General features: G+C 72.4%; 2 protein-coding genes. Both read right to left on the bottom strand.

Annotated elements, in window-relative coordinates:
• Positions 1–141 precede the first annotated feature (141 nt).
• Positions 142–11,088, bottom strand: a complete 10,947-nt coding sequence (locus STRNI_RS37970; RefSeq protein WP_277412877.1) for a type I polyketide synthase — start codon at positions 11,086–11,088, stop codon at positions 142–144.
• A 46-nt stretch (positions 11,089–11,134) separates the two neighbouring features.
• Complete coding sequence (locus STRNI_RS37965; RefSeq protein ID WP_277412876.1) at positions 11,135–26,887, bottom strand: type I polyketide synthase; 15,753 nt, start codon at positions 26,885–26,887, stop codon at positions 11,135–11,137.
• Positions 26,888–26,928: the final 41 nt, after the last annotated feature.

The raw sequence follows: 26,928 nt of genomic DNA, 5'->3' as shown, positions 1-26,928 counted from the left end.
TCGACCATGGTGTCGGCTGTGCGGCGCGCCGCCGACCGTCGCCGGCAGGGTCTGGTGAATCGCCCAGACAATGGTCCGGGGCGGGGCCGGGGCCCCGCGCCCCCGCGGGCACGGTCCGGGCGACTCCTGCGTACCCGCCGCTCATTGCGGTGTGCCGCCCGGCGGCCGCGCACCCGGCAGGGCCGCCATCCAGTCGGCCACGGTCTTCGCGGTGGAGCCCGCGTGGTCCTCCATCATCGTGAAGTGGTTGCCGGGCACGTCGGTCACGGTGTCCGCGCCGTCCCAGGACGCCTGCCATTCCTCCGGTGCGAGCGCTCCCGCCGGCTCGCCGGTGGCCGGCGGCTCACTGGAGCGCACGAGCAGCACGGGGCAGGAGAGCGGGTCCGGCGACCATGCGCCGACGATGTGGAGGTACCAGCTCATCGCGGTGAGCCGGCCTGCGTCCATGTGCGCGAACAGGGACTCGCGGTCGAACATCCCCCCGATCATCTCTCCGGCGAACCGGGTGAAGGGCGAGTCCTCGCGCGGCAGGTAGGTGTCCAGCAGCGCGACACCGGCGGGCGGTGTCCCCGCCTTCTGCAGATGGTGCGCCACGGCGAGGGCCAGGATGCCGCCGGACGACGAGCCGAGCAGCACCACCGGGCCGCCGTCCGCACACCGCAGCACCGCCTCGGACTGCAGCCGTACGACCGCGTCGAGGGAGGCGGGCAGGCGCTCTCCCCGGCCGAAGCCCGGGGTCGGCAGCGCCCATACGTCGCGCGAGTTCCGGTGGACGGCGGCGAACCGGGCGTACTGGTGCACACCGGCGAGCGCGACGTACGAGCTGAAGCAGATCAGCGTCGGCCCGTCCGCGTCCGGGGAGGCGCCGCCACGCGCGAGCCGCACGGGCGCGAAGGCGCTCCCGAACTCCTCCGGTGTGTCGAACGTCGGCCGGAGGCGGGCGGCCGCCTGCAGCAGCCCGAATCCCTCCGCCACCCGTCCCGACTCGCTGGCCTCCCGGAAGAGGGCTCCGATGGTGTCCTGCTCCCGTCCCGTCGCGGAAGGGCGGTCGTCGGGTCCTGCTGAGCCGGGCTGCGGGAGGACGCCCGCGGTGAGCTCCTCTCCCAGCCGGGCGGCGAGCTCCTCGGGGGTGGCGAAGTCGAAGACGAGCGTGGGCGGGAGCCGTAGGCCGGTGACGGTGCCGAGCTGGTTGCGCAGTTCCACGGCGGTCAGCGAGTCGAAGCCCAACTCGGCGAAGCCACGGTCCGGTTCGACCTCCTCGGGCGACCCGTGACCGAGGACCGCCGCGATCTGACGCCGTACCAGGTCCAGCAGGAGCGCGTCCCGTCCGTCGGGGCCGGCGTCCGCCAGCCGTGCGAGCAGATCGTCCTTGTCCGTTCCGGACGCGGCGACCGGACGCCGGGCCCGGCCGGGAGCCGCACCGCCCGGCAGCGCCGTGCGTCCCCCTGTGGCAAGGCCCACGGTGACCAGGGCGTTCTCACCTGTCGCCAGTGCGGCGTCGAACAGTGCCAGCCCGTCGTCGGCGGAGAGCGGCCGCATACCGCCACGGGCCATCCTCCGTCGGTCGGTGTCGGCGAGCCCGGCCGTCATTCCGCTGTCTTCGGCCCACAGCCCCCAGGCCAGCGAGGTGGCCGGCAGCCCCTGGGCCGCCCGGTGCCGGGCCAGACCGTCCAGGAAGGCGTTGGCAGCCGCGTAGTTGGCCTGCCCCGCCGAACCGAAGGTGCCGGCCGCGGAGGAGAAGAGCACGAACGCCGTCAGCTTCCGGTCCTTCGTCAGCTCGTGCAGCAACCAGGCGGCGTCGGCCTTCGGCCGCAGTGTCCGGTCGATCCGCTCTTCGCCGAGCGCGGTCAGCACACCGTCGTCGACGACTCCGGCGAGATGCACGACGGCGGTCAGCGGGTGGTCCGCCGGGACCGAGCCGAGCAGCCGCTCCACCTCTGCACGCTCGGCGACATCGCAGGCCACCAGAGAGGCTGTCGCCCCCTCCTCTGCCAGCTCGGCGCACCACTCCGCCGCTCCCTCGGCTGCGGACCCGCCGCGGCTGGCCAGCAGGAGGTGCCGTACCCCGTGTCGGGTGACGAGATGGTGCGTCAGGAGCTTCCCCAACGCGCCGGTGGCACCGGTGACCAGCACCGTGCCCTCCGGGTCGAACGGGGACGCAAGGGCCTCGGGAGGCTCGACGCGGGACAGCTGCGGCAGCCGCAACTCGCCCGCGCGCAGCACCGTCTGCGGGTGCGCGGCAGCCACCGCGTCCGCGAGCACGCCGCGGGACGCCTCGCGGTGGTCGAGGTCGAGCAGCCACAACCGTCCGGGGTGTTCCAGCTGTGCGGAGCGGACCAGCCCCCACAGCGCCGCTCCGGCGAGATCGCTGACGTCCTCTCCGTGCTCGGCGGCGACGGCGCCCCGGGTGACGATCACCAGCCGGGAGCCGGCGAACCGCTCCTCGGCGAGCCAGTGGCGGCAGACGGCGAGGGTGGTGAGGAGCAGTTCCCGGATGTCCGGGGTGTCCACACCGGCTTGCGGTGCGCACTCCAGCAGCACGGTGTCAGGCATCGTCATCCCCGTGGCCACGGCGGCTGACAGGGCTTCGAGGTCTGCGTACGACTCCGCGTGCACGCCTGCGCCGTCCAGTGCCTTGGCGATCCCGGCATCCACCGGTCCGCCGGAAGCGGCGCCGACCGGACTGCCGAGCACGACCCACCGTGCGGCCCCGGAACGCGGGGACAGGGCGGCGGCCTGCCAGTCGAGGCGCAGCGGCACATCCGGCCCGACCTGCGGGAAGGCCGGCATCTGGTCAGGGGTCACCGTGCGCAGGGTCAGCGCATCGGCGACAGCCACGGGCCGGCCGGAGGCGTCCGTGACCAGCACCGAGAAGGCATCGGCCCGGCCCTCGGCGGGCCTCAGACGTACCCGCAGCGCGTCGGCCCCCTCGGCATGGAAGGTCACCCCGCTCCAGGCGAACGGCAGCATCGCCCCGCCGTCGCCCGTGCCGCCGGCGTCCCGGCCGCCGACGAGCAGTGTCTGGACGGCCGCGTCGAGCAGCGCGGGGTGCAACGTGAACCGCGTGGCGTCGGCCCGGTGCGGCTCGGGCAGTGCGGCCTCGGCGAACAGCTCGTCACCGCACCGCCACACGGGCCCGAGCCCCTGGAACGCGGGCCCGTACGTGAACCCCGCTTCCGCGAAGGCGTCGTACCACTCCCCCGCCCCGACGGGCTCGGCGCCCTCGGGCGGCCAACTGCCCAGAGTCTCCGGCTCGTTCGCCGGAGCGGTGGTCAAGGTGCCTTGTGCGTGCCGGGCCCACGGCGCGGCGTCGCCCTCGTCCACGGGCCGGGAGTGCACGGTGAACGAGCGGCACCCGGCGTCATCGGGTGCGCCCACCGCGACCTGAAGCTGGACGGCGCCCTGCCGCGGCAGCACAAGCGGCGCCTCCAGGGTGAGTTCGGCGAGGTGGTCGCATCCTGTGCGGTCACCGGCGCTGACGGCCAGGTCGAGATAGGCCGTGGCCGGCAGGATCACCCTGCCCAGCACCGCATGATCGGCGAGCCACGCATGGGTGGCCAGGGAAAGCCGCCCCGTGAAGACCACGGACTCCGAACCGGCCACGGTGACCGCCGCGCCGAGCAGCGGGTGCTCGGCCGCGCTCAGCCCCACGGCTTCGAGGTCCCCGGCCCCGGCCACCGCCTCCCACCAGTAGCGCCGCCGCTGGAAAGCGTAGGTCGGCAGGTCGACGCGGCGGGCGCCGGGGCACAGCACGGACCAGTCGAGGCCGGCGCCCGAGGTGTGGAGCGCGCCGACCGCGGCCATGACGCCGGGCGTATCGGACCGGTCCTTGCGCAGCACAGGGATCAGCACCCGGTCACCGTCAAGGCATCCCTGAGCCATGGCGGTCAGGGTGCCGTCCGGGCCGATCTCCAGGAACCGGGTGACCTTGTGCTCCTCCAGCCACCGGACGCCGTCGGCGAAACGGACGGCCTCACGGACGTGACGCACCCAGTAGTCGGGTGAGGTCAACTCCTGCGGTGTGGCGAGTTCACCGGTGACGTTCGAGACCACCGGGATACGGGGCTCCTCGTACGCCACGCTTTCGGCGACCGTCCGGAATTCCGCGAGCATCAGCTCCATCAGCGGGGAGTGGAAGGCATGGCTGACCTGGAGCCTTTTCGCCTTCCGGCCCTCGGACTCGAAGCGCCCGGCGATGTCCGCGACCACGGACTCCTCACCGGCTATGACGATCGAGGTCGGGCCGTTCACCGCGGCGATACTCACCTGCTGCTCATGACCTTCCAGCAGTGGAAGTACCTCGTCCTCGGTGGCCTGGACAGACACCATCGCCCCACCCGCCGGCAACGCCTGCATCAACCGGCCACGCGCCGCCACCAGACGGCAGGCGTCCGCAAGCGACCACACCCCCGCCACATGCGCGGCCACCAACTCACCGATGGAATGACCCATGAGGTAGTCAGGACGGACTCCGAAGGACTCGAAGAGCCGGAACAGCGCCACCTCCACCGCGAACAACGCGGGCTGAGTGAAACCAGTCTGATTCAGCCGCTCCACACCCGGGTCCTCACCGAACACCACATCCCGCAGTGGCGCGGCCAACTCACCGTCGAAGTGCGCACACACCGCATCGAAAGCCTCCGCGAACACCGGGAAATTCTGGTACAACTCCCGGCCCATTCCCGCGCGTTGGGCTCCCTGACCCGTGAACAGCACGGCTGTTGCGCCCTCGCCCCTCGCCACCCCGGTGATGACATGCGCGGAGGTCTCGCCGGTCGCGAGAGCACGCAGGCCGCTCAGCAGTTCGTCACGGCCGGCGCCCACGAGTGCGGCGCGGTGCTCGAAGGCGGTACGGGTCGTGGCCAGGGACTGTGCCACGTCCGGCAGGCCGAGTTCGGGGCGGTCCTCGACATGCGCGAGCAGCCTGCGGGCCTGTGCCCGGAGCGCGTCGCGGGTGGTGCCGCTGAGGACCCAGGGGACGGGTACGGCCGGTGTGCTGCCCGGAGGCGGGGTGGTGGTGGCGGGGGCCTCTTCCAGGATGGTGTGCACGTTGGTGCCGCTGATGCCGAAGGAGGAGACGCCTGCCCGTCGCGGCCGGTCGGTTTCGGGCCACTCCACGGTGTCCGTGAGCAGCTGTACGTTCCCTTCCGACCAGTCCACATGTGTCGACGGCCGGTCGATGTGCAAGGTGGGCGGAAGGACGCCGTGCTGGAGCGCCAGCACCATCTTGATCAGGCCCGCCACACCGGCGGCGGCCTGGGTGTGCCCGATGTTGGACTTGACCGAACCCAGCCAGAGCGGCCGGTCTGCCGCCCGTTCCTGCCCGTATGTCGCCAGGAGAGCCTGGGCCTCGATGGGGTCGCCGAGTGCCGTACCGGTGCCGTGGGCCTCGACGGCGTCGACCTCCGTGACGGACAGGCCGGCGTCGGCCAGGGCCTCGCGGATCACCCGCTGCTGCGAGGGGCCGTTGGGGGCGGTGAGCCCGTTCGAGGCGCCGTCCTGGTTGACCGCGGAGCCGCGGAGCAGCGCCAGCACCGGGTGCCCGTTCCGCTGCGCATCGGAGAGCCGCTCGACCAGCACGATGCCGATGCCCTCGGAGAAGCCGGTGCCGTCGGTCCGGTCGGCGAACGCCTTGCAGCGGCCGTCGGCGGCCAGACCCTGCTGGCGGCTGAAGTCCAGGAAGAGCCCGGGGGTGGACATGACGGTGACGCCGCCGGCCAGTGCGAGGTCACACTCCCCCGACCGGAGCGCCTGCGCCGCCAGATGGAGGGCGACGAGCGAGGCCGAACAGGCGGTGTCGACGGTGACCGCGGGCCCCTCCAGGCCGAAGGTGTAGGAGAGCCGGCCGGACATCACGCTCGCCGAGTTGCCGGTGCCCAGATGGGCCTCGGCGTCCGGTGCCGAGGCAAGGGAACGGGAGGTGTAGTCCTGGTAGTTGGTGCCCGCGAAGACGCCGGTGCGGCTGCCGCGCAGCGACGCCGGGTCGATCCCGGCCCGCTCGAACGCCTCCCACGACGTCTCCAGCAGCAACCGCTGCTGCGGATCCATCGCCACCGCCTCACGCGGTGAAATCCCGAAGAAGCCCGCGTCGAAGCCGCCGACATCGTCCAGGAAACCACCGGCACGCGTGTAGCTGCGGCCAGGTACACCCGGCTCCGGGTCGTACAGCGACTCCACATCCCAGCCACGGTCGGCCGGCCACTCACCGATCGCGTCCACCCCGCCCGCAACGAGCCGCCAGAACTCCTCCGGCGAACCCACCCCACCGGGGAAACGGCAGCTCATCGCCACGATGGCGACGGGGTCGTCCTCGTGGTCCGCCGGTCCGGCGGGCGTGGGCGCGGCCGGAGCCGGAGCCTCGTCGAGATCCAGTTCGGTGCGCAGCCGGGCGGCCAGCGCCGCCGGGGTCGGGTGGTCGAAGATGAGCGTGGCCGGGAGCCGTTTGCCGATGGCCACGCCGAGCGCATTGCGGAGTTCGACCGCCATGAGGGAGTCGAAGCCCAGCTCGCGGAAGGCCCGGTGGGGGGCGACCTCGTCGGGATCGGTGTGGTTGAGGACGGCGGCGACATGGGCGCGGACGAGTTCCGACAGGGCCTTGCGCTGCTCCGCCACGTCGAGGGCGGCAAGCTGCCGGGCGAGTACGGGGCCTTCGGCCGTCTCCGCCGTCGTCGGTCCGGCCGTGGCGAGTGCCCGTTGAGCGTCGGGAAGGTCGGCGATCAGGGGCCGGGGACGGGCCGTGGTGTAGGCACGCGCAAAGGTGTCCCAGTCGATGTCGGTGACGGCCAGTGCGGTGTCGTCGTGGTCGAGGGCACGTTGCAGCGCGGCGACGGCCGACCAGGGGTCCATGGCACGTACGCCGTGCCGGTGCAGTCGCTCGCCCACGGCGCCCTCGGCCATACCGCCTTCCGCCCAGGGGCCCCAGGCGATGGAGGTGGCCCGGTGCCCGGCTGCTCTGCGCTGCTGGGCGAGGGCGTCGAGGTAGGCATTGCCGGGGGCGTAGTTGGCGTGTCCCGGCGCGCCGATGGTGCCGGCGGTGGAGGAGAACAGCACAAAGGCCGACAGGTCATGCCGTCTGGTCAGTTCGTCGAGGTTGTGTGCGCCGCCGGCTTTCACCCGGAGCACCCCGGCCAGTTGGGCGGGGGTCAGGGAGTTGATCGTCCCGTCGTCGAGTACGGCGGCGGTGTGCAGGACCGCAGTGAGCGGCCGGTCGGCGGGAATCGTGTCGAGCAGGGCGGCGAGCGCGTCCCGGTCGGCGATGTCGCACGCGGCGAATTCGGCCTGGGTGCCGAACTCCACCAGTTCGGCTGCGAGTTCGGCGGCTCCCGGGGTGTCGGCACCACGGCGGCTGACGAGCAGCAGATGCGGTGCGCCGTTTCGCGCGAGCCAGCGGGCCACATGCTGCCCCAGGGCGCCGGTTCCGCCGGTGACCAGGACGGTGCCCTGGGGCGTCCACCGGCGTGTGGTGTCGGGCTCGCCGGTCGCGGCGCGGACCAGTCGCCGGGCGAGGACGCCGTTCGGCCGTATCGCGATCTGGTCCTCGTCGCCGATTCCGGCGAGCGCCCGGACCACGGCGCCGGCCACGGCCGGGTCCAGGCTTTCGGGCAGATCGAGCAGTCCGCCCCAGCGCTCCGGCGTCTCCAGGGCGACCACTCGGCCGAAGCCCCACACCAGGGACTGGCGCGGTGCGGTGACGCCCCGCAGCGGGTCGGTGGCCACGGCGCCCCGGGTGGCGAACCACAGCGGGGCCTCGACGCCGAGGTCGTCGAGTGCCTGGACGAGGGCGACGGTGGCGGCGAAGCCCCGGGGCAGGCCGGGGTGGGCGGGGTGGTCGTCCTCCTCCAGGGCCAGCAGGGAGACGATGCCCGTGACCGGGGGCAGCGGTGCATCCGGGGAAGCCGTGTCACGGAGCGCCGCCTCGATCGTTCCGGCGAGTGCGGCCCGGTCCTCTTCCGGGTCCACCGGCACGGTGACGGGGTGCGCTCCGGCCGCCGAGATTGCCTCGGTCAGGCCGCTGACCAGGGCATCGTCGCCGGTGGTGACCACCAGCCAGGTGCCACGGAGGGTGGCGGGCGCGGCGCCGGCGGGGACGGGCTTCCAGGTGATGCGGTAGCGCCATGAGCCGGCCTGGGCTGCCTCGCGGTGGCGCCGGCGGTAGTCGGACAGCGCGGGCAGCAGCTCATCGAGGGTGGCCGGGTCCACGTCCAGCGCCGCGCCGAGCGTGTCGGCGTCGCCGCTCGCGACGGCCTTCCAGAAGTCGGAGTCGGTCTCTTCGGCGGAGCTGCCGCGCGGTTCGGGGGCGGGCCGGGGCCAGTAGCGGGAGTGCTGGAAGGGATAGGTCGGCAGGGCGATCCGCCGGGCGCCGCCGCCCTCCCCGGTGGGGTCGAGGACCGTGCGCCAGGTGACGGGCCCGCCGGCGACGGACAGTTCGGCGAGTGAGGTGAGGAAGCGCCGGCGGCCGCCCTCCCCCCTGCGAAGGGTGCCGACGACGGCGGCGTCCGCGATGTCGAGCGCGTCGAGCGTCTCCCGTACGACGGTCGTCACCACGGGGTGCGGTGAGGTCTCGACGAAGGCGCGGTAGTCCTGTTCGGCCAGGGAGCGGACGGCGTGTTCGAAGCGTACGGTCCGGCGCAGGTTCTGGTACCAGTACTCGGCGTCCAGCAGGCCGGTGTCGATCCAGTCGCCGGTCACCGTCGAGAAGAACGGTGTCGCGCCGGTGCGCGGGCTGATCGGCGCGAGGTCGGCGAGCATCTGCTCGCGGACCTCCTCGACCTGCGCGGAGTGGGACGCATAGTCGATCGGTATCCGGCGCACCCGGACGCCGTCGGCCTGCAGCGCGGCGAACAGCTCGTCGAGCGCGTGCGTTTCGCCGGAGACGGCCACGGAACGGGGGCTGTTGACGGCGGCGACCGAGATGCGGTCGCCCCAAGGGGCGAGGCGCTCCTCCACCTCGGGCAGCGGCAGCGGGACGGACAGCATGCCGCCCCGCCCCGCGAGTGCGGTCAGTGCCCGGCCGCGCAGGACGACGACCCGGGCGGCGTCCTCCAGGGTCAGCGCCCCGGCGACACAGGCCGCGGCGATCTCGCCCTGGCTGTGCCCCACGACGGCGTCGGGCTCCACGCCCCGGGCGCGCCAGAGTCCCGCCAGTGCGACCTTCACGGCGAACAGGGCGGGCTGGACGACGTCCGCCCGGTCGAGGGACGGTGCCCCCTCGGCGCCGCGCAGCACCTCGTCGAGGGACCATCCGGAGAACCGTTCCACGGCCTGTGCGCACTCGGTGAAGCGGGCACGGAACTCCGGTTCGGTATCGAGCAGTTCGGTGGCCATGCCGGCCCACTGGGAGCCCTGGCCGGGGAAGACGAAAGCGGTACGGCCGTCCGCTCCGCTCGTGCCGCGTACCACTCCGGGGGCCGGAGCGTCGCGGGCGAGCAGGTCCAGGCCGCGGAGCAGCTCGTCGTGGCCGTCGGCGATCACGGCGGCCCGGTGCTCGAACTCCGTGCGCGTGGTGGCCAGCGACCAGGCGAGGTCACGCAGCGGCGGCGCCGGCTGCCCGGACAGCCGCTCGCGCAGCCGGGCGCTGAGCGTGCGCAGCGAGTCCGCGGTCCGCGCGGAGACGGGGAAGACGAGGTGCCGGGAGGCGGCGTCCGCCTCGGGGGCACCGTCGGCCGTCCAGGGGGCACCGTCGGCCGTCCCGGGGGCGGGGTCCTGGGCCGGGGCCTGTTCGAGAATGACATGGGCATTGGTGCCGCTGACGCCGAAGGAGGAGACCGCGGCCCGGCGGGGCCGCCCGCGGTCGGGCCATGGTGTGGCATCGGCGAGCAGCGAGACGTTCCCCGCCGACCAGTCGACGTGCGACGAGGGCCGGTCGATGTGCAGGGTCCTGGGCATCAGCCCTTCGTGGAGGGCGAGCACGGCCTTGATGACGCCGGCCGCTCCGGCGGCTGCCTGGGTGTGCCCGATGTTCGACTTCACGGAGCCGAGCCACAGCGGCTGCTCCGCGTCCCGGTCCTGCCCGTACGTCGCCAGGAGCGCCTGGGCCTCGATGGGGTCGCCGAGCGTGGTGCCGGTGCCGTGTGCCTCCACCATGTCGATGTCCGCCGTGGCCAGGCCCGCGCCGGACAGCGCCTGCCAGATGACGCGTTGCTGGGAAGGGCCGTTGGGGGCCGTCAGACCGTTCGACGCCCCGTCCTGATTGACCGCGGAGCCGCGCAGGACGGCAAGGACGGGGTGTCCGTGCCGCCGGGCGTCGGAGAGCCGCTCGACCAGGAGCATGCCGGCGCCCTCGCCCCAGGCGGTGCCGTCGGCCGCATCCGCGAACGCCTTGCACCGGCCGTCTGCGGCCAGTCCGCGCTGCCGGCTGAACTCCAGGAACAGTCCGGGGGTGGACATCACGGTGACTCCGCCGGCCAGTGCGAGGTCACACTCTCCCGACCGGAGCGCCTGCGCCGCCAGATGGAGGGCGACGAGCGATGCCGAGCAGGCGGTGTCGATGGTGACCGCGGGCCCCTCCAGGCCCAGCGCGTAGGAGACCCGGCCGGACACCACACTGGCGGCGTTGCCGGTGCCGATATGGCCTTCCAGTCCTTCCGCGGCACCGAGCAGCAGCGGGGTGTAGTCCTGCCCGTTGGTGCCGGCGAAGACACCGGTGCGGCTGCCGCGCAGCGATGCCGGGTCGATCCCGGCCCGCTCGAACGCCTCCCACGACGTCTCCAGCAGCAACCGCTGCTGCGGATCCATGGACAGTGCCTCGCGTGGCGAGATCCCGAAGAAGCCGGCGTCGAAGCCGCTGACATCGTCCAGGAAACCACCGGCACGCGTGTAGCTGCGGCCGGGTACACCCGGCTCCGGGTCGTACAGCGACTCCACATCCCAGCCACGGTCGGCCGGCCACTCACCGATCGCGTCCACCCCGCCCGCAAGCAGCCGCCAGAACTCCTCCGGCGAACCCACCCCACCGGGGAAACGGCAGCTCATCGCCACGATCGCCACCGGCTCCTGACGCCCGGCCTCGACTTCCTGCAGGCGCCGGCGGGTCTGGTGGAGGTCGTTGGTGACCTTCTTGAGGTACTCGAGGAGCTTCTGGTCGTTCATGCACCCTCATCCACGTGGTGGTTCCGGTTGTTTCGCGGCCGGCGTCTCATGACATGCCGAGGTCGTTGTCGATGAAGTCGAAGATCTCGTCCGCGGTGGCGGAGTTGATCCGGTCGCTCACCCCGGCGTCGTCCGTCACCTCCGCGTCGGCGTCCTCCTGCTCGTGCCACTTCGCGAGCAGCAACTGCAGCCGGGAGGCGATCCTGGCCCGCTGCGGATCGTCCTGCGCCACGTCGGCCAGCACGTCCTCCAACCGGTCCAGCTCGGCGAGCGCGGGCAGCGCCCCGGCCGGGTCCCCCGCCGCGACCTGCGTCCGCAGATGGCGGGCGAGGGCCGCGGCGGTCGGATGGTCGAACAGCAGCGTGGCGGGCAGCTGGGTGCCGGTGGCGAGACCGAGCCGGTTGCGCAGCTCGACGGCCATGAGCGAGTCGAAGCCCAGCTCGCTGAACGCCCGCTTCGGGTCGATCGCGTCCACGGAGTCATGCCCGAGGACGCCGGCGACATGGGTGCGGACAAGGGTGGCGAGGACGCGTTCCTGGTCCGCCTCGCTCCGCCCGGCCAACTGCGCGCGCAGCGCCTGGAGACCGCCCGGCCGGCCACTGTCCGCGGACTCGCTTTCCGGGACCGCCTGCCGGGCCTCCGGCAGGTCGGAGAACAGCGCGCTGGGCCGCACCGACGTGAAGCCGGGTACGAACCGCGCCCAGTCCACATCGGCCACGGTCAGCGTGGTGTCGCCACGGGTGAGTGCCCGCTCCAGCGCGTCGACCGCGAGCCGCGGGTCGAGCGGGCTCATACCGCCCCGGGTGAGGCGCTCTGCCAGTTGCTCGTCACCTGCGGTTCCGGCCGCCATGCCGGCGCCGGCCCACGGCCCCCAGGCGAGGGAGGCGGCCGGCAGGCCTAGGGCGTGCCGGTGCTGGGCGAGGGCGTCCAGATAGGCGTTGGCGGCGGCGTAGTTGGCCTGGCCGGTCGCCCCCACCGTGCCGGCGAAGGACGAGAACAGCACCAACGGCGTCCGGTCGTCGGCCAGTTCGTGCAGGTGCGCCGCGGCCGCCATCTTGGACCGCAGCACGGCGTCCAGGCGCGCACCGTCGAGCCCGGCGATCAGCCCGTCATCGAGCACGCCCGCGGCGTGGAACACGGCATCGACGGGATGCTCGGCCAGCAGCCGCGCCAGCGCCTCACGGTCGGCGGCATCGCAGGCAGCGAGCGTCACCCGGGTGCCGCGGGCGGTGAGTTCGGCCCGCAGCTCGGCTGCGCCCTCGGCCCGCGCACCGCGTCGGCCGGCCAGTACCAGGTGTGCGACACCCCGGTCGGCCAGCCGGCGGGCGATGTGTGCGCCGAGCGCACCGGTGCCTCCGGTGACCAGGACGGTACCGGCACACGCCCACGGCTCTTCGGTGCCCCCGGTGCCCCCGGTCCGGGCCCGGACCAGCCGCCGGACGAACACACCCGAGCCGCGTACGGCGACCTGGTCCTCGCCCGGCCCGGCTTCCAGTACCGCGCAGAGCCGCTCCACGGCCCGCTCATCGGGCTCCGCGGGCAGATCGACCAGACCGCCCCAGCTCTGCGGCTGCTCCAGCGCGGCGACCCGTCCGAAGCCCCAGACCGCGGCCTGTACGGGGGACGGCACCGCCTCGCGCTCCCGCACCGCCACGGCGCCGGTGGTGGCGCACCACAGCGGTGCGGCGGAGCCCAGGTCGTCGAGGGCCTGGACGAGGGCCAGCGTCGCGGCGAGTCCGCCGGGCGTGGCGGGCCGGCTCGGATGCGGCTCCTCGTCGGTGGCCAGCAGTGACAGCACCCCGTCCACGGGGCCGGACTCGCCCAGCAGTGGGCCCAGTTGGCCGGCGAGCGACATGCGGTCGGCGCGGCCGCAGTCGATCTCGACCGGGATGACCGCGGCCGCCCCATGGGCGGTGAGCCCGGCCGCGAGCGCCGTCTCCCAGGCACGGCCGCCGCGGCCCGCGGGGAAGGCGAGCAGCCAGGTGCCGGACAGCACGGGAGTCGGGGCATCGGCGGCCGGCCGCCAGGTGACCCGGTATTCCCAGCCGTCGGCGACGGTGCGTTCGCGCTGCTCGTTGCGCCACGAGGACAGCGCGGGCAGTACGTCGCTCAGCGGGGCGTCACCGGCCAGCTGGAGACGCTCGGCCAGTTCGCCCGGGTCGGCGTGTTCCACCGCGGCCCAGAACTGGTCGTCCAGCGTCTGCGCCGGGTCCGTCCCGGTCTGCGGACCGGCCGGCTCCAGCCAGTACCGGCGGCGCTGGAAGGCGTAGGTGGGCAGCTCGACAGGGCGCGCCCCCTCGCCGTACAGCGCGGCGGGCCCTGCCCCGAGACCGCGCACATGCAATCGCGCCGCGGCCTGCAGGGCGCTGCGTGCCTCGGGCCGTTCGCGCCGCAGGACGGGGAGTGCGGCGGTGTCCTCATCGGGCTCGCGCAGGCTCTCCCATGCCAGGGCCGCCAGGGCGCCGTCGGGCCCCAGCTCCAGATACGTCCGTACTCCCTCGGCCTCCAGGCGGCGGATGCCGTCACCGAAGCGGACGGCCTCCCGCACCTGCCGCACCCAGTAGGCGGGCGAGGTCAGGTCGGCGTCGGCCGCCGGTTCCCCGGTGAGGTTGGAGACGACGGGCAGACGCGGCGGTGCGTAGCGCACGCCCCGCGCGATCTCGCCGAACTCCTCCAGCATCGCTTCCATCAAGGGAGAGTGAAACGCATGGCTGACCCGCAAACGCCTAGTCTTTCGTCCGCGCTCGGCCAGCTCTCCGGCGATCTCGGTGACCGTGTCCTCGGCACCGGAGACGACGACGGCCGACGGCCCGTTCACCGCGGCGATCCCCGCCCGGTCCGCCCGGCCCGCCAGCAGGGGCAGCACCTCTTCTTCGGCGGCCTGTACGGCGATCATGGCGCCGCCTTCCGGCAGTGCCTGCATCAGCCGCCCGCGGGCCGCGATCAGCCGGCACGCGTCCTCCAGGGTCAGCACCCCGGCCGCATGCACGGCGGTCAGCTCTCCGATGGAGTGGCCGATCAGCACATCGGGCCTGATCCCCCACGATCCGACGAGCGCGTGAAGTGCCGTTCCCACGGCGAACAGTGCGGGCTGGGTGTAGGCGGTGCGGTCGAGCAGCGCGGCCTCGGGCGTGCCCTCCTCCGCGAAGACCAGGTCGCGCAGCGGCCGTTCGAGGTGGCGGTCGAACTCCGCGCAGACCTCGTCGAACGCCGTCGCATAGGCGGGGAACCTCTCATAGAGCTCGCGTCCCATGCCGGCGCGCTGGGATCCCTGGCCGCTGAACAGGAAGGCGAGCTTTCCGCCGGTGTCCGCCCGCCCGCGCACCAGCTCCGCCGAGTCCTCCCCGCGGGCCAGCGCGGCAAGGCCCTTCAGGAACGTATCCCGGTCCTCGGCGACCAGCGCCGCCCGGTGGTCGAAGGCGGCCCGGGTGGTGGCGAGCGCGTGCCCGACATCGTGTACGGGCAGGTCCGGGTGGTCGGTGAGGTGGGCGCGCAGCCGCTTCGCCTGGTCGCGGAGTGCGGCGGCGGACCGGGCGGACAGCGGCCAGACGACGGGCCCCGGCGGACCGCCGGGCCCGTCCTGTCCGGCGCGGGCGGTGTCGGCCCGACCGCTGTCGGGAGTCGTGCCCCCGGCGGGTCCACCGTCTGCCGCCCCGTACTGTTCGAGCACCACATGCGCGTTGGTGCCACTGATCCCGAACGAGGACACGGCGGCCCGGCGCGGCAGTTCGCGCCGCGGCCACTCCACGGGCCGGGTCAGCAGCCGCACTTCGCCGGCCGACCAGTCGACGTGGGACGAGGGCTCGGTGACGTGCAGCGTGCGGGGCAGTACGCCCTTCTGGAGCGCCAGCACCATCTTGATCACACCCGCCACACCCGCGGCCGCCTGCGTGTGCCCGATGTTCGACTTCACCGACCCCAGCCACAACGGCCGGTCCGGCTCGCGGTCCTGGCCGTAGGTGGCGATCAGCGCCTGCGCCTCGATCGGATCGCCCAGCGACGTCCCGGTGCCGTGTGCCTCGACCGCGTCGACCTCATGGGCATCGAGGCCGGCGTTGGCGAGTGCCGCCCGGATGACCCGCTGCTGGGAGGGACCGTTGGGGGCTGTCAGACCGTTGGACGCCCCGTCCTGGTTGACCGCGGACCCACGGAGCACGGCGAGCACCGGGTGTCCGTTCCGCCGCGCGTCGGAGAGCCGCTCGACGAGGACGATTCCCGCGCCCTCGCCCCAGCCGGTGCCGTCCGCGTCGTCGGCGAATGCCTTGCACCGCCCGTCGCCCGCCAGCCCCCCTTGCCGGCCGAATTCCACGAAGGCACCCGGAGTGGCCATCACGGTCACCCCGCCCGCGAAGGCGAGATCGCACTCCCCGAGCCGCAGGGCCTGTGCGGCCAGATGCAGCGCCACCAGCGACGACGAGCACGCCGTGTCGACGGTGACGGCGGGGCCTTCGAGGCCGAAGGCGTAGGAGACCCGGCCGGACGTCACACTGGTGGCATGACCGGTGAGCAACTGACCCTCGCTGCCCTCGGGCAGGGTGTGTGCGGCCGAGCCGTAGCCCTGGTAGTTGGTCCCCGCGAACACCCCGGTGCGGCTGCCGCGCAGCGCCGCCGGGTCGATGCCGGCCCGCTCCAGTGCCTCCCATGAGATTTCGAGCAGCAGGCGCTGCTGCGGGTCCATGGTGACGGCCTCACGCGGTGAGATGCCGAAGAAGTCCGCGTCGAAGTCACCGCTGTCGTGGAGGAAACCGCCTTCGATCCGGCCGGCGTCGCCGTCGGTCTGCCAGCCCCGGTCGGCCGGCAGGGGCGACAGCGCGTCCACGCCGTCGGCCAGCAGCCGCCAGAACTCCTCCGGGCTGCCCGCCCCTCCCGGGAACCGGCAGCTCATGGCAACGATGGCCAGCTGTTCCTCGCCGTTCGCCGGCTGCCCTGCCACAGCGACCGGGGCGGCAGCCGCCTCACCGTCTCCGAAGAGCTCGGCGCACACATGGCGGGCCAGCACCACCGGCGACGGGTAGTCGAAGACGAGGGTCGCCGGCAGCCGCAGACCGGTCGCGGCGCCCAGCCGGTTGCGCAGCTCGACGGCGGTGAGCGAATCGATGCCCAGGCCGCGGAAGTCCCGTGCGGGCTCGACGGCTTCGGGGCCGGCGTGCCCGAGCACAAGCGCTGCCTGCGCACGGACGAGTTCCAGTACCGCCGGCTCCCGCTCGGCGGCCGGCAGCGCGGCCAGCCCGGTCCGCAGGCTCTCCGCCGCGTCACCGGGGGCCGCCGACGCAGCCGAGCGCCGGGCGGACCCGGTCACCAGACCACGCAGGAGGGCCGGCGGTGCGGAGTGCGGTGCCCGCAGCGCCGCGTGGTCGAGCCGTACGGGGGCGTACACCGGTTCAGCAGTACGGAATGCGGCGTCGAACGCCGCCATGCCCTGCTCGACCGTGAACGGCACCATGCCACCACGCGCCATGCGCCGCAGATCGGCATCCGTCAGCTCGCCGGTCATCCCCGCACCTGGCGCCCACGGACCCCACGCGAGTGACGTGGCAGGCAGCCCGAGGCCGTGCCGGGCCTGGGCGAACGCGTCCAGGAAGGCGTTCGCCGCCGCGTAGTTGCCCTGCCCCGAGCCGCCGAACATACCGGCGACCGAGGAGAAGACGACGAACGCGGCCAGGTCCTCGTCCCGGGTCAGCTCCTGCAGTGCGCTCACCGCGTCCGCCTTCGGCGCGAGCACGGTATCCAGCCGCTCGGGCGTCAGCGAGGACAGTACGCCGTCATCGAGCACCCCGGCCGTGTGCACGACCGCGGTGAGCGGATGCCGCACCGGTACGGAGCCGAGCAGCCCGCGCAGCGCCTCGCGGTCAGTGGTGTCACAGGCGGCGACGGTGACCTCGGCGCCGAGGGCGGCGAGTTCGTCGCGCAGCGCGGCGGCGCCCGGAGCCTGCGGCCCCCGGCGACTGGACAGCACCAGATGACGCACCCCGTGCTCGACGACCAGATGCCGGGCCACCAGCGCGCCCAGGCCGCCCGTCCCACCCGTGACCAGCACCGTCCCCTCCGGATCGAGGGGCACCGGCATGGTCAGCACGACCTTGCCGACGTTCTTGGCCTGGCTGAGGTGGCGGAATGCCTCGGGGGCCTTCCTTACGTCCCACGCGGTGAGCGGCAGGGGCCGCAGCACGCCCTGCTCGAAGAGGCCGACGAGCGCCGTCAGCATCTCCCCGATCCGCTCCGGACCGGCGTCAAACAGATCGAACGCCTGGTAGCGCACGCCCTCGTGCGCGGCCGCGACCTCCTGTGCGTCACGGACGTCGGTCTTGCCCATCTCCAGGAACCGCCCGCCCCGCGGCAACAACCGCAGCGAGGCGTCCACGAACTCCCGCGCCAGGGAATCCAGCACCACATCCACGCCCCGGCCTGCGGTCGTCGCCAGGAAGGACCGCTCGAAGTCCAGATCACGGGACGAGGCGATATGCGCCTCGTCCAGACCCGAGGACCGAAGCGTCTCCCACTTCCCCGGACTCGCGGTGCCGAACACCTCCGCGCCCAGATGCCGCGCCAGCTGCACCGCGGCCATGCCGACGCCACCCGCCGCGGCATGCACCAGCACCGACTCGCCCGCCTGCACGTCGCCGAGCTCCACCAGCGCGTAGTAGGCCGTCAGGAACACCACCGGAACCGACGCCGCCTGCGCGAACGACCAGCCCTCGGGAATGCGGGCGAGGGTGCGCGCATCGGCCACCGCGAGCGGACCGAAGGACTGGGTGAACAGCCCCATGACCCGGTCGCCCGGAGCGAACCCGGTCACTCCCGGACCGACCTCGGTGACCACCCCGGCGCCCTCGATCCCCAGCGCCACGGCGTCACCCGGGTACATACCGAGTGCGTTCAGCACATCCCGGAAGTTCAGACCGGCGGCACGCACCGAGATCCGCACCTGCCCGGCGCCCAACTCGGCCTGGGCCGTGGGCACTTCGACGAGGTGCAGGTTCTCCAGCGTGCCCTTCTCCGCGATGTCCAGGCACCACGCCCCGCTCTCCCCGGGCACCGGCAGCGCATCCGGCCGTACGTGCCTGCTGAGCCTCGGGACGTACACCTGCCCGGCGCGTACCGCCAGTTCGGGCTCGTCGCAGGCGAGTGCGGCGGGGAGCACGGCCAGGGACTCGCTCGCCCCGTCCAGATCGACCAGCGTGAACCGGTCCGGGTGCTCCGAACGCGCCGCACGGACGAGCCCCCACACGGCGGCCGGCGCCGGGTCCGGTCGCCGTTCGTCCACGGTGACCGCGCCCTGGGTGACGACGACCAGCCGGGCCGCGGCGAACCGCTCCTCGGCCAGCCATGCCTGGAGCAGCGCGAGCGCCCGATGGGTCGCGATATGCGCGGCGGCGGCCGGGTCACCATCAGGAGCGTCCAGCCGCAGCAGGACGTGGGAAGGCACCTCGTCCCGGGGAAGCGACGCGAGGTCCGGGTAGACGGACGCGCCGATCGCGGACCCGTCGAGCCGGCCGTCGACGCCGTCGCACACATCGACGACCGCATCAACGGTTACCGCGGGCACGGTGGGCCCGCCGGGCACGGAGCGCTCCGGCAGCGGGATCCAGTCCATCGTGTGCAGCGCGGTGTCCTGCCCGCCCGCCTTGGCCTGGGCGATCCCGTCGGCCGACACCGGCCGCAGGACCAGGGAGTCGATCGTCGCGACGGGTCCGCCCGAGGCGTCGGACAGCTCCAGGGCGACCGAGTCGGGACCGTTCACGGACAGCCGGGCACGCAGCACCGACGCTCCGGACGCGTGCAGGGTCGCCCCCGACCAGGAGAAGGGCAGCCTGCCTCGGCTCTCGTCCGCCCGGTCCGACTCCACGAGTCCGAGTGGATGCAGCACCGAATCCAGCAGCGCCGGGTGCAGCCCGAAGCCGGCCGCCTCGGGGGCGGCACTCTCCGGAAGTTCGACCGAGGCGAACAGCTCGTCACCACGGCTCCATACCTGACGCAGACCACGGAAGACCGGCCCATAGCCGAACCCCGCTGCCGTCAGCCCCTCGTACAGGCCGTCGACGGAGACGGGCTCCGCACCGGCGGGCGGCCACTGGGACAGGTCCGCCCCGGGCTCCGCGCCGTCCGTGGCGAGTACGCCGACGGCATGGCGCACCCATGGCCGGTCGGCCTGCGCATCCTGCGGCCGGGAGTAGACGTTCAGCGTCCGGCGCCCGGTCTCGTCCGCGGCCCCGACGGCCACCTGGAGCTGTACGGCACCCCGCTCCGGCAGGACCAGCGGCGCCTGCAGCGTCAGTTCCTCCACCTGCCCGCAACCGACCTGATCCCCGGCACGGACGGCCAGCTCCAGGAATGCGGTACCGGGGAGCAGGACGGAGCCCGCGACGCGATGCTCGGCGAGCCAGGGCTGCGCAGCGACGGACACCCGCCCCGTGAACACCACGGCGCCGCCCTCGGCCGGCCCGTACACGCTGTCCGAGCCGTCCGTACCGCCCGTGCCGCCCGTGCCGTCCACACTGCCGGCCAGGGATACGGCAGCACCCAGCAAGGGGTGCTGCGCGGACACCAGCCCGGCGGAACCGAGATCCCCGGCCGGCAGGCCCGTGAACCGGGGCCAGTAGCGCTGGTGTTGGAAGGCGTAGGTGGGGAGGTCGACGGGGGTGATGGGGGCGGGAGTGGGGGCGGGAGTGGAGGCGGGAGTGGGGAAGAAGGTCTGCCAGTTGATGGCGATGCCGTGGGCGAATGCCCGCCCGGCGGCGGAGAGTACCGCGGATATCTCCCCGCGGTCGTCGCCGCGCAGGGTGGGGATGAGGACATGGCCCGCGTCCGGATCCGCATCCACGTCACCGTCGAGGCAGCCCTGTGCCATGGCGGTGAGAGTGCCGTCCGGCCCGATCTCCAGGAACCGGGTCACGCCCTGCTGCTCCAGCCGCCGTACTCCGTCGGCGAAGCGGACCGCTTCCCGGACGTGCCGCACCCAGTAGTCAGGGGACATCAGTTCTTGTGGTGCGGCGAGTTCGCCGGTCAGATTCGACACCACCGGGATACGGGGTTCCTCGTACGACACGCTTTCCGCGACGGCACGGAACTCATCGAGCATCGGCTCCATCAGCGGGGAATGGAAGGCATGGCTCACCTGGAGCTGCTTCACCTTCCTCCCCTCGGACTCAAAACGCCCGGCGATCTCCGCCACCGCGGATTCCTCACCGGAGACCACGACCGACCGCGGACCGTTCACCGCGGCGATACCCACCCGCTGCTCCTGGCCCTCCACCAGCGGCAACACCTCATCCTCAGTGGCCTGAAGCGCCACCATCGCGCCACCCGCCGGCAGCGCCTGCATCAACCGGCCACGGGCCGCCACGAGCCGGCAGGCGTCTTCCAGCGACAGCACGCCCGCCACATGAGCAGCCACCACCTCACCGATGGAATGCCCCATCAGGAAGTCGGGCCGCACACCGAACGACTCCACCAGCCGGAACAGCGCCACCTCCACCGCGAACAACGCCGGCTGAGTGAACCCCGTCCGATGCAGCAGTCCGGCCTCGTCACCGAACACCACGTCCCGCAGCGGAGTCGCCAACTCGCCGTCGAAGTGCGCACAGACGGAGTCAAAAGCATCGGCGAACACCGGGAAGGCGTCATACAGCTCCCGGCCCATCCCCAACCGCTGCGCGCCCTGCCCGGTGAACAGCAGAGCCAGTCGCGCTTCGGGCGCAGCCAGGGCGCTCACCACGGAAGCGGCTTCGCCCCCTGTGGCCAGCGCCCTGAGTCCGTCGATCAGCGCACTGCGCTCGGTGCCGAGGACGACGGCCCGGTGTTCAAACGCCGAACGTGTCGTGGCCAGGGCGAACCCCACCTCAGGCGCGCCGAGTTCAGGCCGGGCCTCCACATGCGCCAACAACCGCTGCGCCTGCGCCCGCAGCCCCTCCCGGCTCCGCGCGGACACCACCCACGGCACCACACCCACACCGCCCACCGGCCGGGCTTCTGCGCTCTCCTCCACCGGAGCCTGCTCGATCACCACATGCGCGTTGGTGCCGCTCACACCGAACGCCGACACCCCGGCCCGACGCAGCCGCTCCCCCTCCGGCCACGCCACAGCCTCGGTGAGCAGCCGCACATCGCCCGCAGACCAGTCCACATGCGAGGAAGGCTCATCAGCGTGAAGAGTCTGCGGAAGGATGCCGTGCTGCAACGCCAGCACCATCTTGATGACACCCGCCGCACCCGCAGCCGCCTGCGTGTGCCCGATGTTCGACTTCACCGAACCCAGCCACAACGGCCGGTCGGCGTCCCGGCCTTGCCCGTACGTCGCAAGCAGCGCCTGCGCCTCGATCGGGTCACCCAGCGCCGTCCCCGTACCGTGCGCTTCGACGGCATCCACATCCGACGCCGACAGCCCCGCACCCGCCAGCGCCTGCCGGATCACCCGCTGCTGCGAAGGACCATTCGGCGCCGTCAGACCATTCGACGCACCATCCTGATTCACCGCACTGCCACGCACCACGGCCAACACCCGATGACCCTTGCGCCGCGCATCCGACAGCCGCTCCACCACCAACACACCAGCGCCCTCAGCCCAACCGGTGCCATCCGCAGCATCCGAGAACGCCTTGCACCGACCATCAGCAGCAAGACCGCGCTGCCTGCTGAATTCGATGAACGCACCCGGCGTCGACATCACGGTCACACCGCCTGCCAGCGCCAGATCACATTCGCCCGAGCGCAGGGACTGCACCGCCAAGTGCAGGGCGACCAGCGACGAGGAACACGCCGTGTCCACCGTGACCGCCGGCCCCTCCAGACCCAGCGCATACGACACCCGGCCCGACACCACAGCTGCCGCATTCCCGGTACCGAGATAGCCGTCCTGGCCTTCCGGGGTGCTCAGCAGCAGGGCGGGGTAGTCCTGGCCGTTGGAACCGACGAAGACCCCGGCCCGGCTCCCCCGCAACGTCTGCGGATCAATGCCGGAACGCTCAAGCGCCTCCCAGGAGGTCTCCAGCAGCAGCCGCTGCTGCGGGTCGATCGCGACGGCTTCACGTGGGCTGATGCCGAAGAACGCCGGGTCGAACCGGTCAACCCCGCTGACGAATCCGCCATGGCGCGAGTAGCTCTTCCCAGGCTGTCCCGGGGTTGGGTCGTAGAGAGCGTCGAGGTCCCAGCCGCGGTCGTTGGGGAGCTCGGAGATCGCGTCCTCGGCTCCGGCCACCAGCCGCCACAGGTCCTCCGGACCGGCCACCCCACCGGGAAGACGGCAGCTCATCCCGACGATGACCACCGGGTCGTCCGCGGTGGACGCCATCACCGGCAGATCGGATGCCGTGTCCGTCCCGGTCCCGAACAGCTCATCGCCCAAGAACCGTGCCAGATCGACCGGCGTCGGGTAGTCGAAGACGACGGTGGCGGGCAGCCGCAGCCCGGTTTCCGTGTTCAGCCGGCCACGCAACTCCACAGCGGTCAGCGAGTCGAAGCCCAAGTCCCGGAAGGCAGAACGTGCTTCAAGCGACTCCGGCTTGTGGTAGCCGAGGACCGCTGCGGCGTGAGTACGCACCAGCTCCAGCAGCGCCCGGTCCCGCTCCACAACCGACAGCCCCGCAAAACGCTCCCGCACCACACCAGAACCCTCACCAGCGGCCCCGGCAGCCAACGCAGCCCGAACCTCCGGCAGGTCCTCCAGCAACGGACTCGGCCGAGCACTCGTGAACGCCGGAGCAAACCGCTCCCACACCACATCCGCCACCACCAACGAACCCTCACCCGCACCAACCGCCGACTCCAACGCCGAGACAGCACGATCCGGATCCAGCGCCCTCAGACCACGACGCAGCAGATGCTCCTCCGCGCCCTCCACACCAGCCATACCGCCACCGGCCCACGGACCCCACGCCACCGCACAACCCACCACACCCCGCGCACGACGCGCCTCCACCAACCCCTCAACGAAGGCATTCCCCGCCGCATACGCCCCCTGACCACCACTCCCCCACACACCAGCAATCGACGAAAACACCACAAACGCATCCAACTCACGATCGCCCAGGGCCTCATCCAGCACCACGGCACCGGCAACCTTCGCCCCCATCACCTCACCAAAATGACCCGCATCCGCCTCACCCAGCGGCACGGAATCCACCACACCCGCCGCATGAACGACCGCATCCACCGCACAGCCCGACAACAACTCCTGGACGGCGGTCCGATCCGCGACATCACAGGCCGCCAGCGTCACCCGAACCCCAAGGGCAGACAGCTCCGCCTCCAACTCCGACGCACCCGGAGCCTCAGAGCCACGGCGGCTGGTGAGGATCACATGCTCCGCACCCCGCTCAGCCGCCCACCGCGCCACACGCGCACCCAACGCACCCGTACCACCCGTGATCAACACCGTCCCACGCGGCCGCCAACCACCAGCCGTATCCCCAGCTGGAGCCGGAGCGTGCGCCAACCTCCGCCCGAACACGCCAGAAGCCCGCACCGCCACCTGATCCTCAGAGCCATCGGCCAAAACACCCACAAGCCGATCAAGAGCCCTACGGTCCACCGCCTCCGGAAGGTCCACCAGACCACCCCAACGATCCGGCAACTCCAAAGCCGCCACCCGACCCAAACCCCACACCGCCGCACCCACCGGATCCGGACCACCATCCGACCGGCCCACCGCAACAGCCCCCCGCGTCACCACCCACACACGCCCACCCACACCCGCATCACCCAACGCCTGCACCACCACAGCAGTACGCACCGCATCCGCCACGCCCACCACCAGCACCCCAGCGATCGGCTCCTCACCAGCCACCGCACGCACCCGCTCAGCCAACAGCCTCCGGTCCAACTCCCCCGCGACACACTCCACCCGCTCGACCTGCACATCACACGCCGCCAGCCCCTCCACCACAGCCTCGGCATACGCGTCTCCCGCTGCCATCAGCGCAAGCCAGCGACCACCCAGCACCCCACCCGACTGGACCGCCAACGGCTTCCACTCCACCCGATACCGCCAGTCGCTCACGGCAGACTGCTCGCGCGGTTCGGGTGTGGCGCCCGTCGATTCCAGCCAGTAGCGCTCGCGCTGGAACGCGTAGGTGGGCAGATCCACCCGCCGCGCCCCGGTGCCCGCGAAGTACGCGGCCCAGTCGATCGGTGCGCCGGACGCGAAGGCACCGGCCACCGCCGACATCAGCGACGTGGTCTCGGGCCGGTTTGTCCGCAGGGAGGCGAGGAACACCCGCTCGGTGTTGTCGTCCCCGGTGTCCGAGAGGCAGGCCTGTGCCATCGCGGTGAGGGTGCCTCCGGGGCCCAGCTCCAGGAGCCGGGTCACGCCGTGCTCTGCGAGCCAACGGACACCGTCGGCGAACCGGACGGCCTCGCGCACATGCCGCACCCAGTAATCAGCAGAGGCCAACTCCTCCGCCCTGGCGAGTTCGCCGGTCACATTCGAGACCACCGGGATACGCGGCTCCGCGTACACCACGCTCTCCGCAACCGCCCGGAACTCGTCGAGCATCGGCTCCATCAGGGGCGAGTGGAAGGCATGGCTGACCTGGAGCCGCTTCACCTTCCGGCCCTCGGACTCGAAACGTCCGGCGACCTCAGAAACCGCCGACTCGTCACCCGAAATCACCACCGACTGCGGACCATTCACCGCAGCGACACTCACCCGCTGCTCGAACCCCTCCAACAGCGGCAGCACCTCAGCCTCCGACGCCTGAAGCGACACCATCGCCCCACCCGCCGGCAACGCCTGCATCAACCGGCCGCGGGCAGCGACCAGCCGGCAGGCGTCCTTCAGCGACAGCACGCCCGCCACATGCGCGGCCGTCAACTCGCCAATGGAATGCCCCACCAGGTATTTGGGCTTGAGGCCCCAGGACTCGACCAGCCGGTAGAGCGCCAGCTCGACGGCGAAGAGCGCGGGCTGGGTGAACGCCGTCCGGTGGAGGGCGTCGGGATCCTCGCCGAAGAGGACGTCTCGCAGGGGGCGTTCCAGCTGAGTGTCGAGGAGCGCGCACGCCTCGTCGAACGTCGCGGCGAAGGCCGGGAACGCGGCATACAACTCCCCTCCCATTGTGGCACGTTGGGCACCCTGTCCCGTGAAGAGGAAGGCGGTGGCACCGCGCAGCGTACGGCCGCCCACCACGTCGGCGTTCGGGCCCTCGGCGCCCGTGGTGGCCAGTTCCTCCAGGCCGCGCAGGGCCGCGGCCCGGTCCTCGGCGAGTACCACGGCGCGGTGTTCGAACGCGGTCCGGGTGGTGGTCAGGGAGTGACCGACGTCGGTCAGGTCCAGCTCGTCCTGCTTGACCCGTGCCAGCAGTTGTGCCGCTTGTGCACGAAGGGCCGCCGCGCTGCGGGCGGACACCACCCAGGGGACGAGGGGCAGGGTGCGGGCGGGCTCGCCGTCGGCTTCCGGTGCCGGGGTGTCCTCGGCCGCCGGTGCCTCCTCGATGATGGCGTGGGCGTTGGTTCCGCTGATGCCGAACGAGGAGACCCCGGCGCGGCGCGGGTGTCCGTCCGGCGCCCAGGGCATCGCCTCGGTCAGCACCTCGACGTCTCCGGCCGCCCACTCGATGTGCCGGGACGGCTCGGTGATGTGCAGCGTTTTGGGCAGTGTGCCGTGGTGCATGGCCATGACCATCTTGATGACGCTGCCGACGCCGGCCGCCGACTGGGTGTGGCCGATGTTGGACTTGAGCGAGCCGAGCCGGAGGGGCCCGTTGTCCGCCCGGTCCTTTCCGTATGTGGCGAGCAGGGCCTGGGCTTCGATGGGGTCACCCAGCGAGGTACCCGTCCCGTGGGCGTCGACGGCGTCGACCTCGCTCGGCGTCAGTCCGGCCCGGGACAGGGCGGACCGGATCACCCGCTGCTGTGAGGGACCGTTGGGTGCGGTCAGGCCGTTGGATGCACCGTCGGAGTTGATGGCCGTCCCCCGGACGACGGCCAGTACCGGATGGCCGTTCTTCCGCGCGTCGGAGAGCCGCTCGACGAGCAGCATGCCGGCGCCCTCCGACCATCCGGTGCCGTCCGCATCGTCGGAAAACGGCTTGCAACGGCCGTCGGCCGCGAGGCCTCGCTGCCTGCTGAACTCGAAGAACATGGCCGGGGTGCACATCACGGCGACCCCGCCGGCCAGGGCCAGATCGCATTCGCCGCGGCGCAGCGCATGACAGGCCCAGTGCAGGGCGACCAGCGACGAGGAGCACGCCGTGTCGACCGTGACGGCCGGGCCCTCCAGGCCGAGGGTGTAGGCGATCCGGCCGGAGGCCACGGACGTGGCGTTGCCGGCGAGGAGCAGCCCCTGTACGCCTTCAGGGAGGTCGGACACGCCGACGCCGTACCCGGAGGTGGCGGCGCCGACGAACACTCCGCCGTTGGCGCCGCGCACCGAGGTGGGGTCGATGCCCGCGCGTTCGAAGGCCTCCCAGGCCACTTCGAGGAGCAGGCGTTGCTGTGGGTCGGTGGCCAGCGCCTCGCGCGGGCTCATCCCGAAGAACGCCGGGTCGAAGTACCCCGCGTCATGGAGGAAGCCGCCTTCCCGGACATAGATCGACCCCGGCTTCTCCGGGTCCGGGTCGTAGGCCGCGTCGACGTCCCAGCCCCGGTCGGCCGGGAAGTCGGAGACGGCGTCTCCCCCCTCGGCGACCAGCTGCCACAGGTCTTCCGGAGTACGCACACTGCCGGGGTAGCGGCAGCTCATCGCGACGATGGCGATGGGTTCCTGGTCCCTGACCTCGGCCTCGCGAAGCTGGCGACGGGTCTGCCGAAGCTCGGTCGTCACCCGCTTCAGGTACTCCATGTACTTCTCGTCGTCAGCAGCCACCAACGTCACATCCTCGAACAAAGCCGAGCGGTTCCCCGCGT

The sequence above is a fragment of the Streptomyces nigrescens genome (assembly GCF_027626975.1).
Classification (GTDB): domain Bacteria; phylum Actinomycetota; class Actinomycetes; order Streptomycetales; family Streptomycetaceae; genus Streptomyces; species Streptomyces nigrescens.
This window is presented reverse-complemented; position numbering and strand designations above follow the sequence as displayed.

Bases quoted from the DNA above. Each gene is read 5' to 3' on its own strand.
- STRNI_RS37970 (WP_277412877.1), bottom strand. From the start codon at position 11,088: ATGAACGACCAGAAGCTCCTCGAGTACCTCAAGAAGGTCACCAACGAC.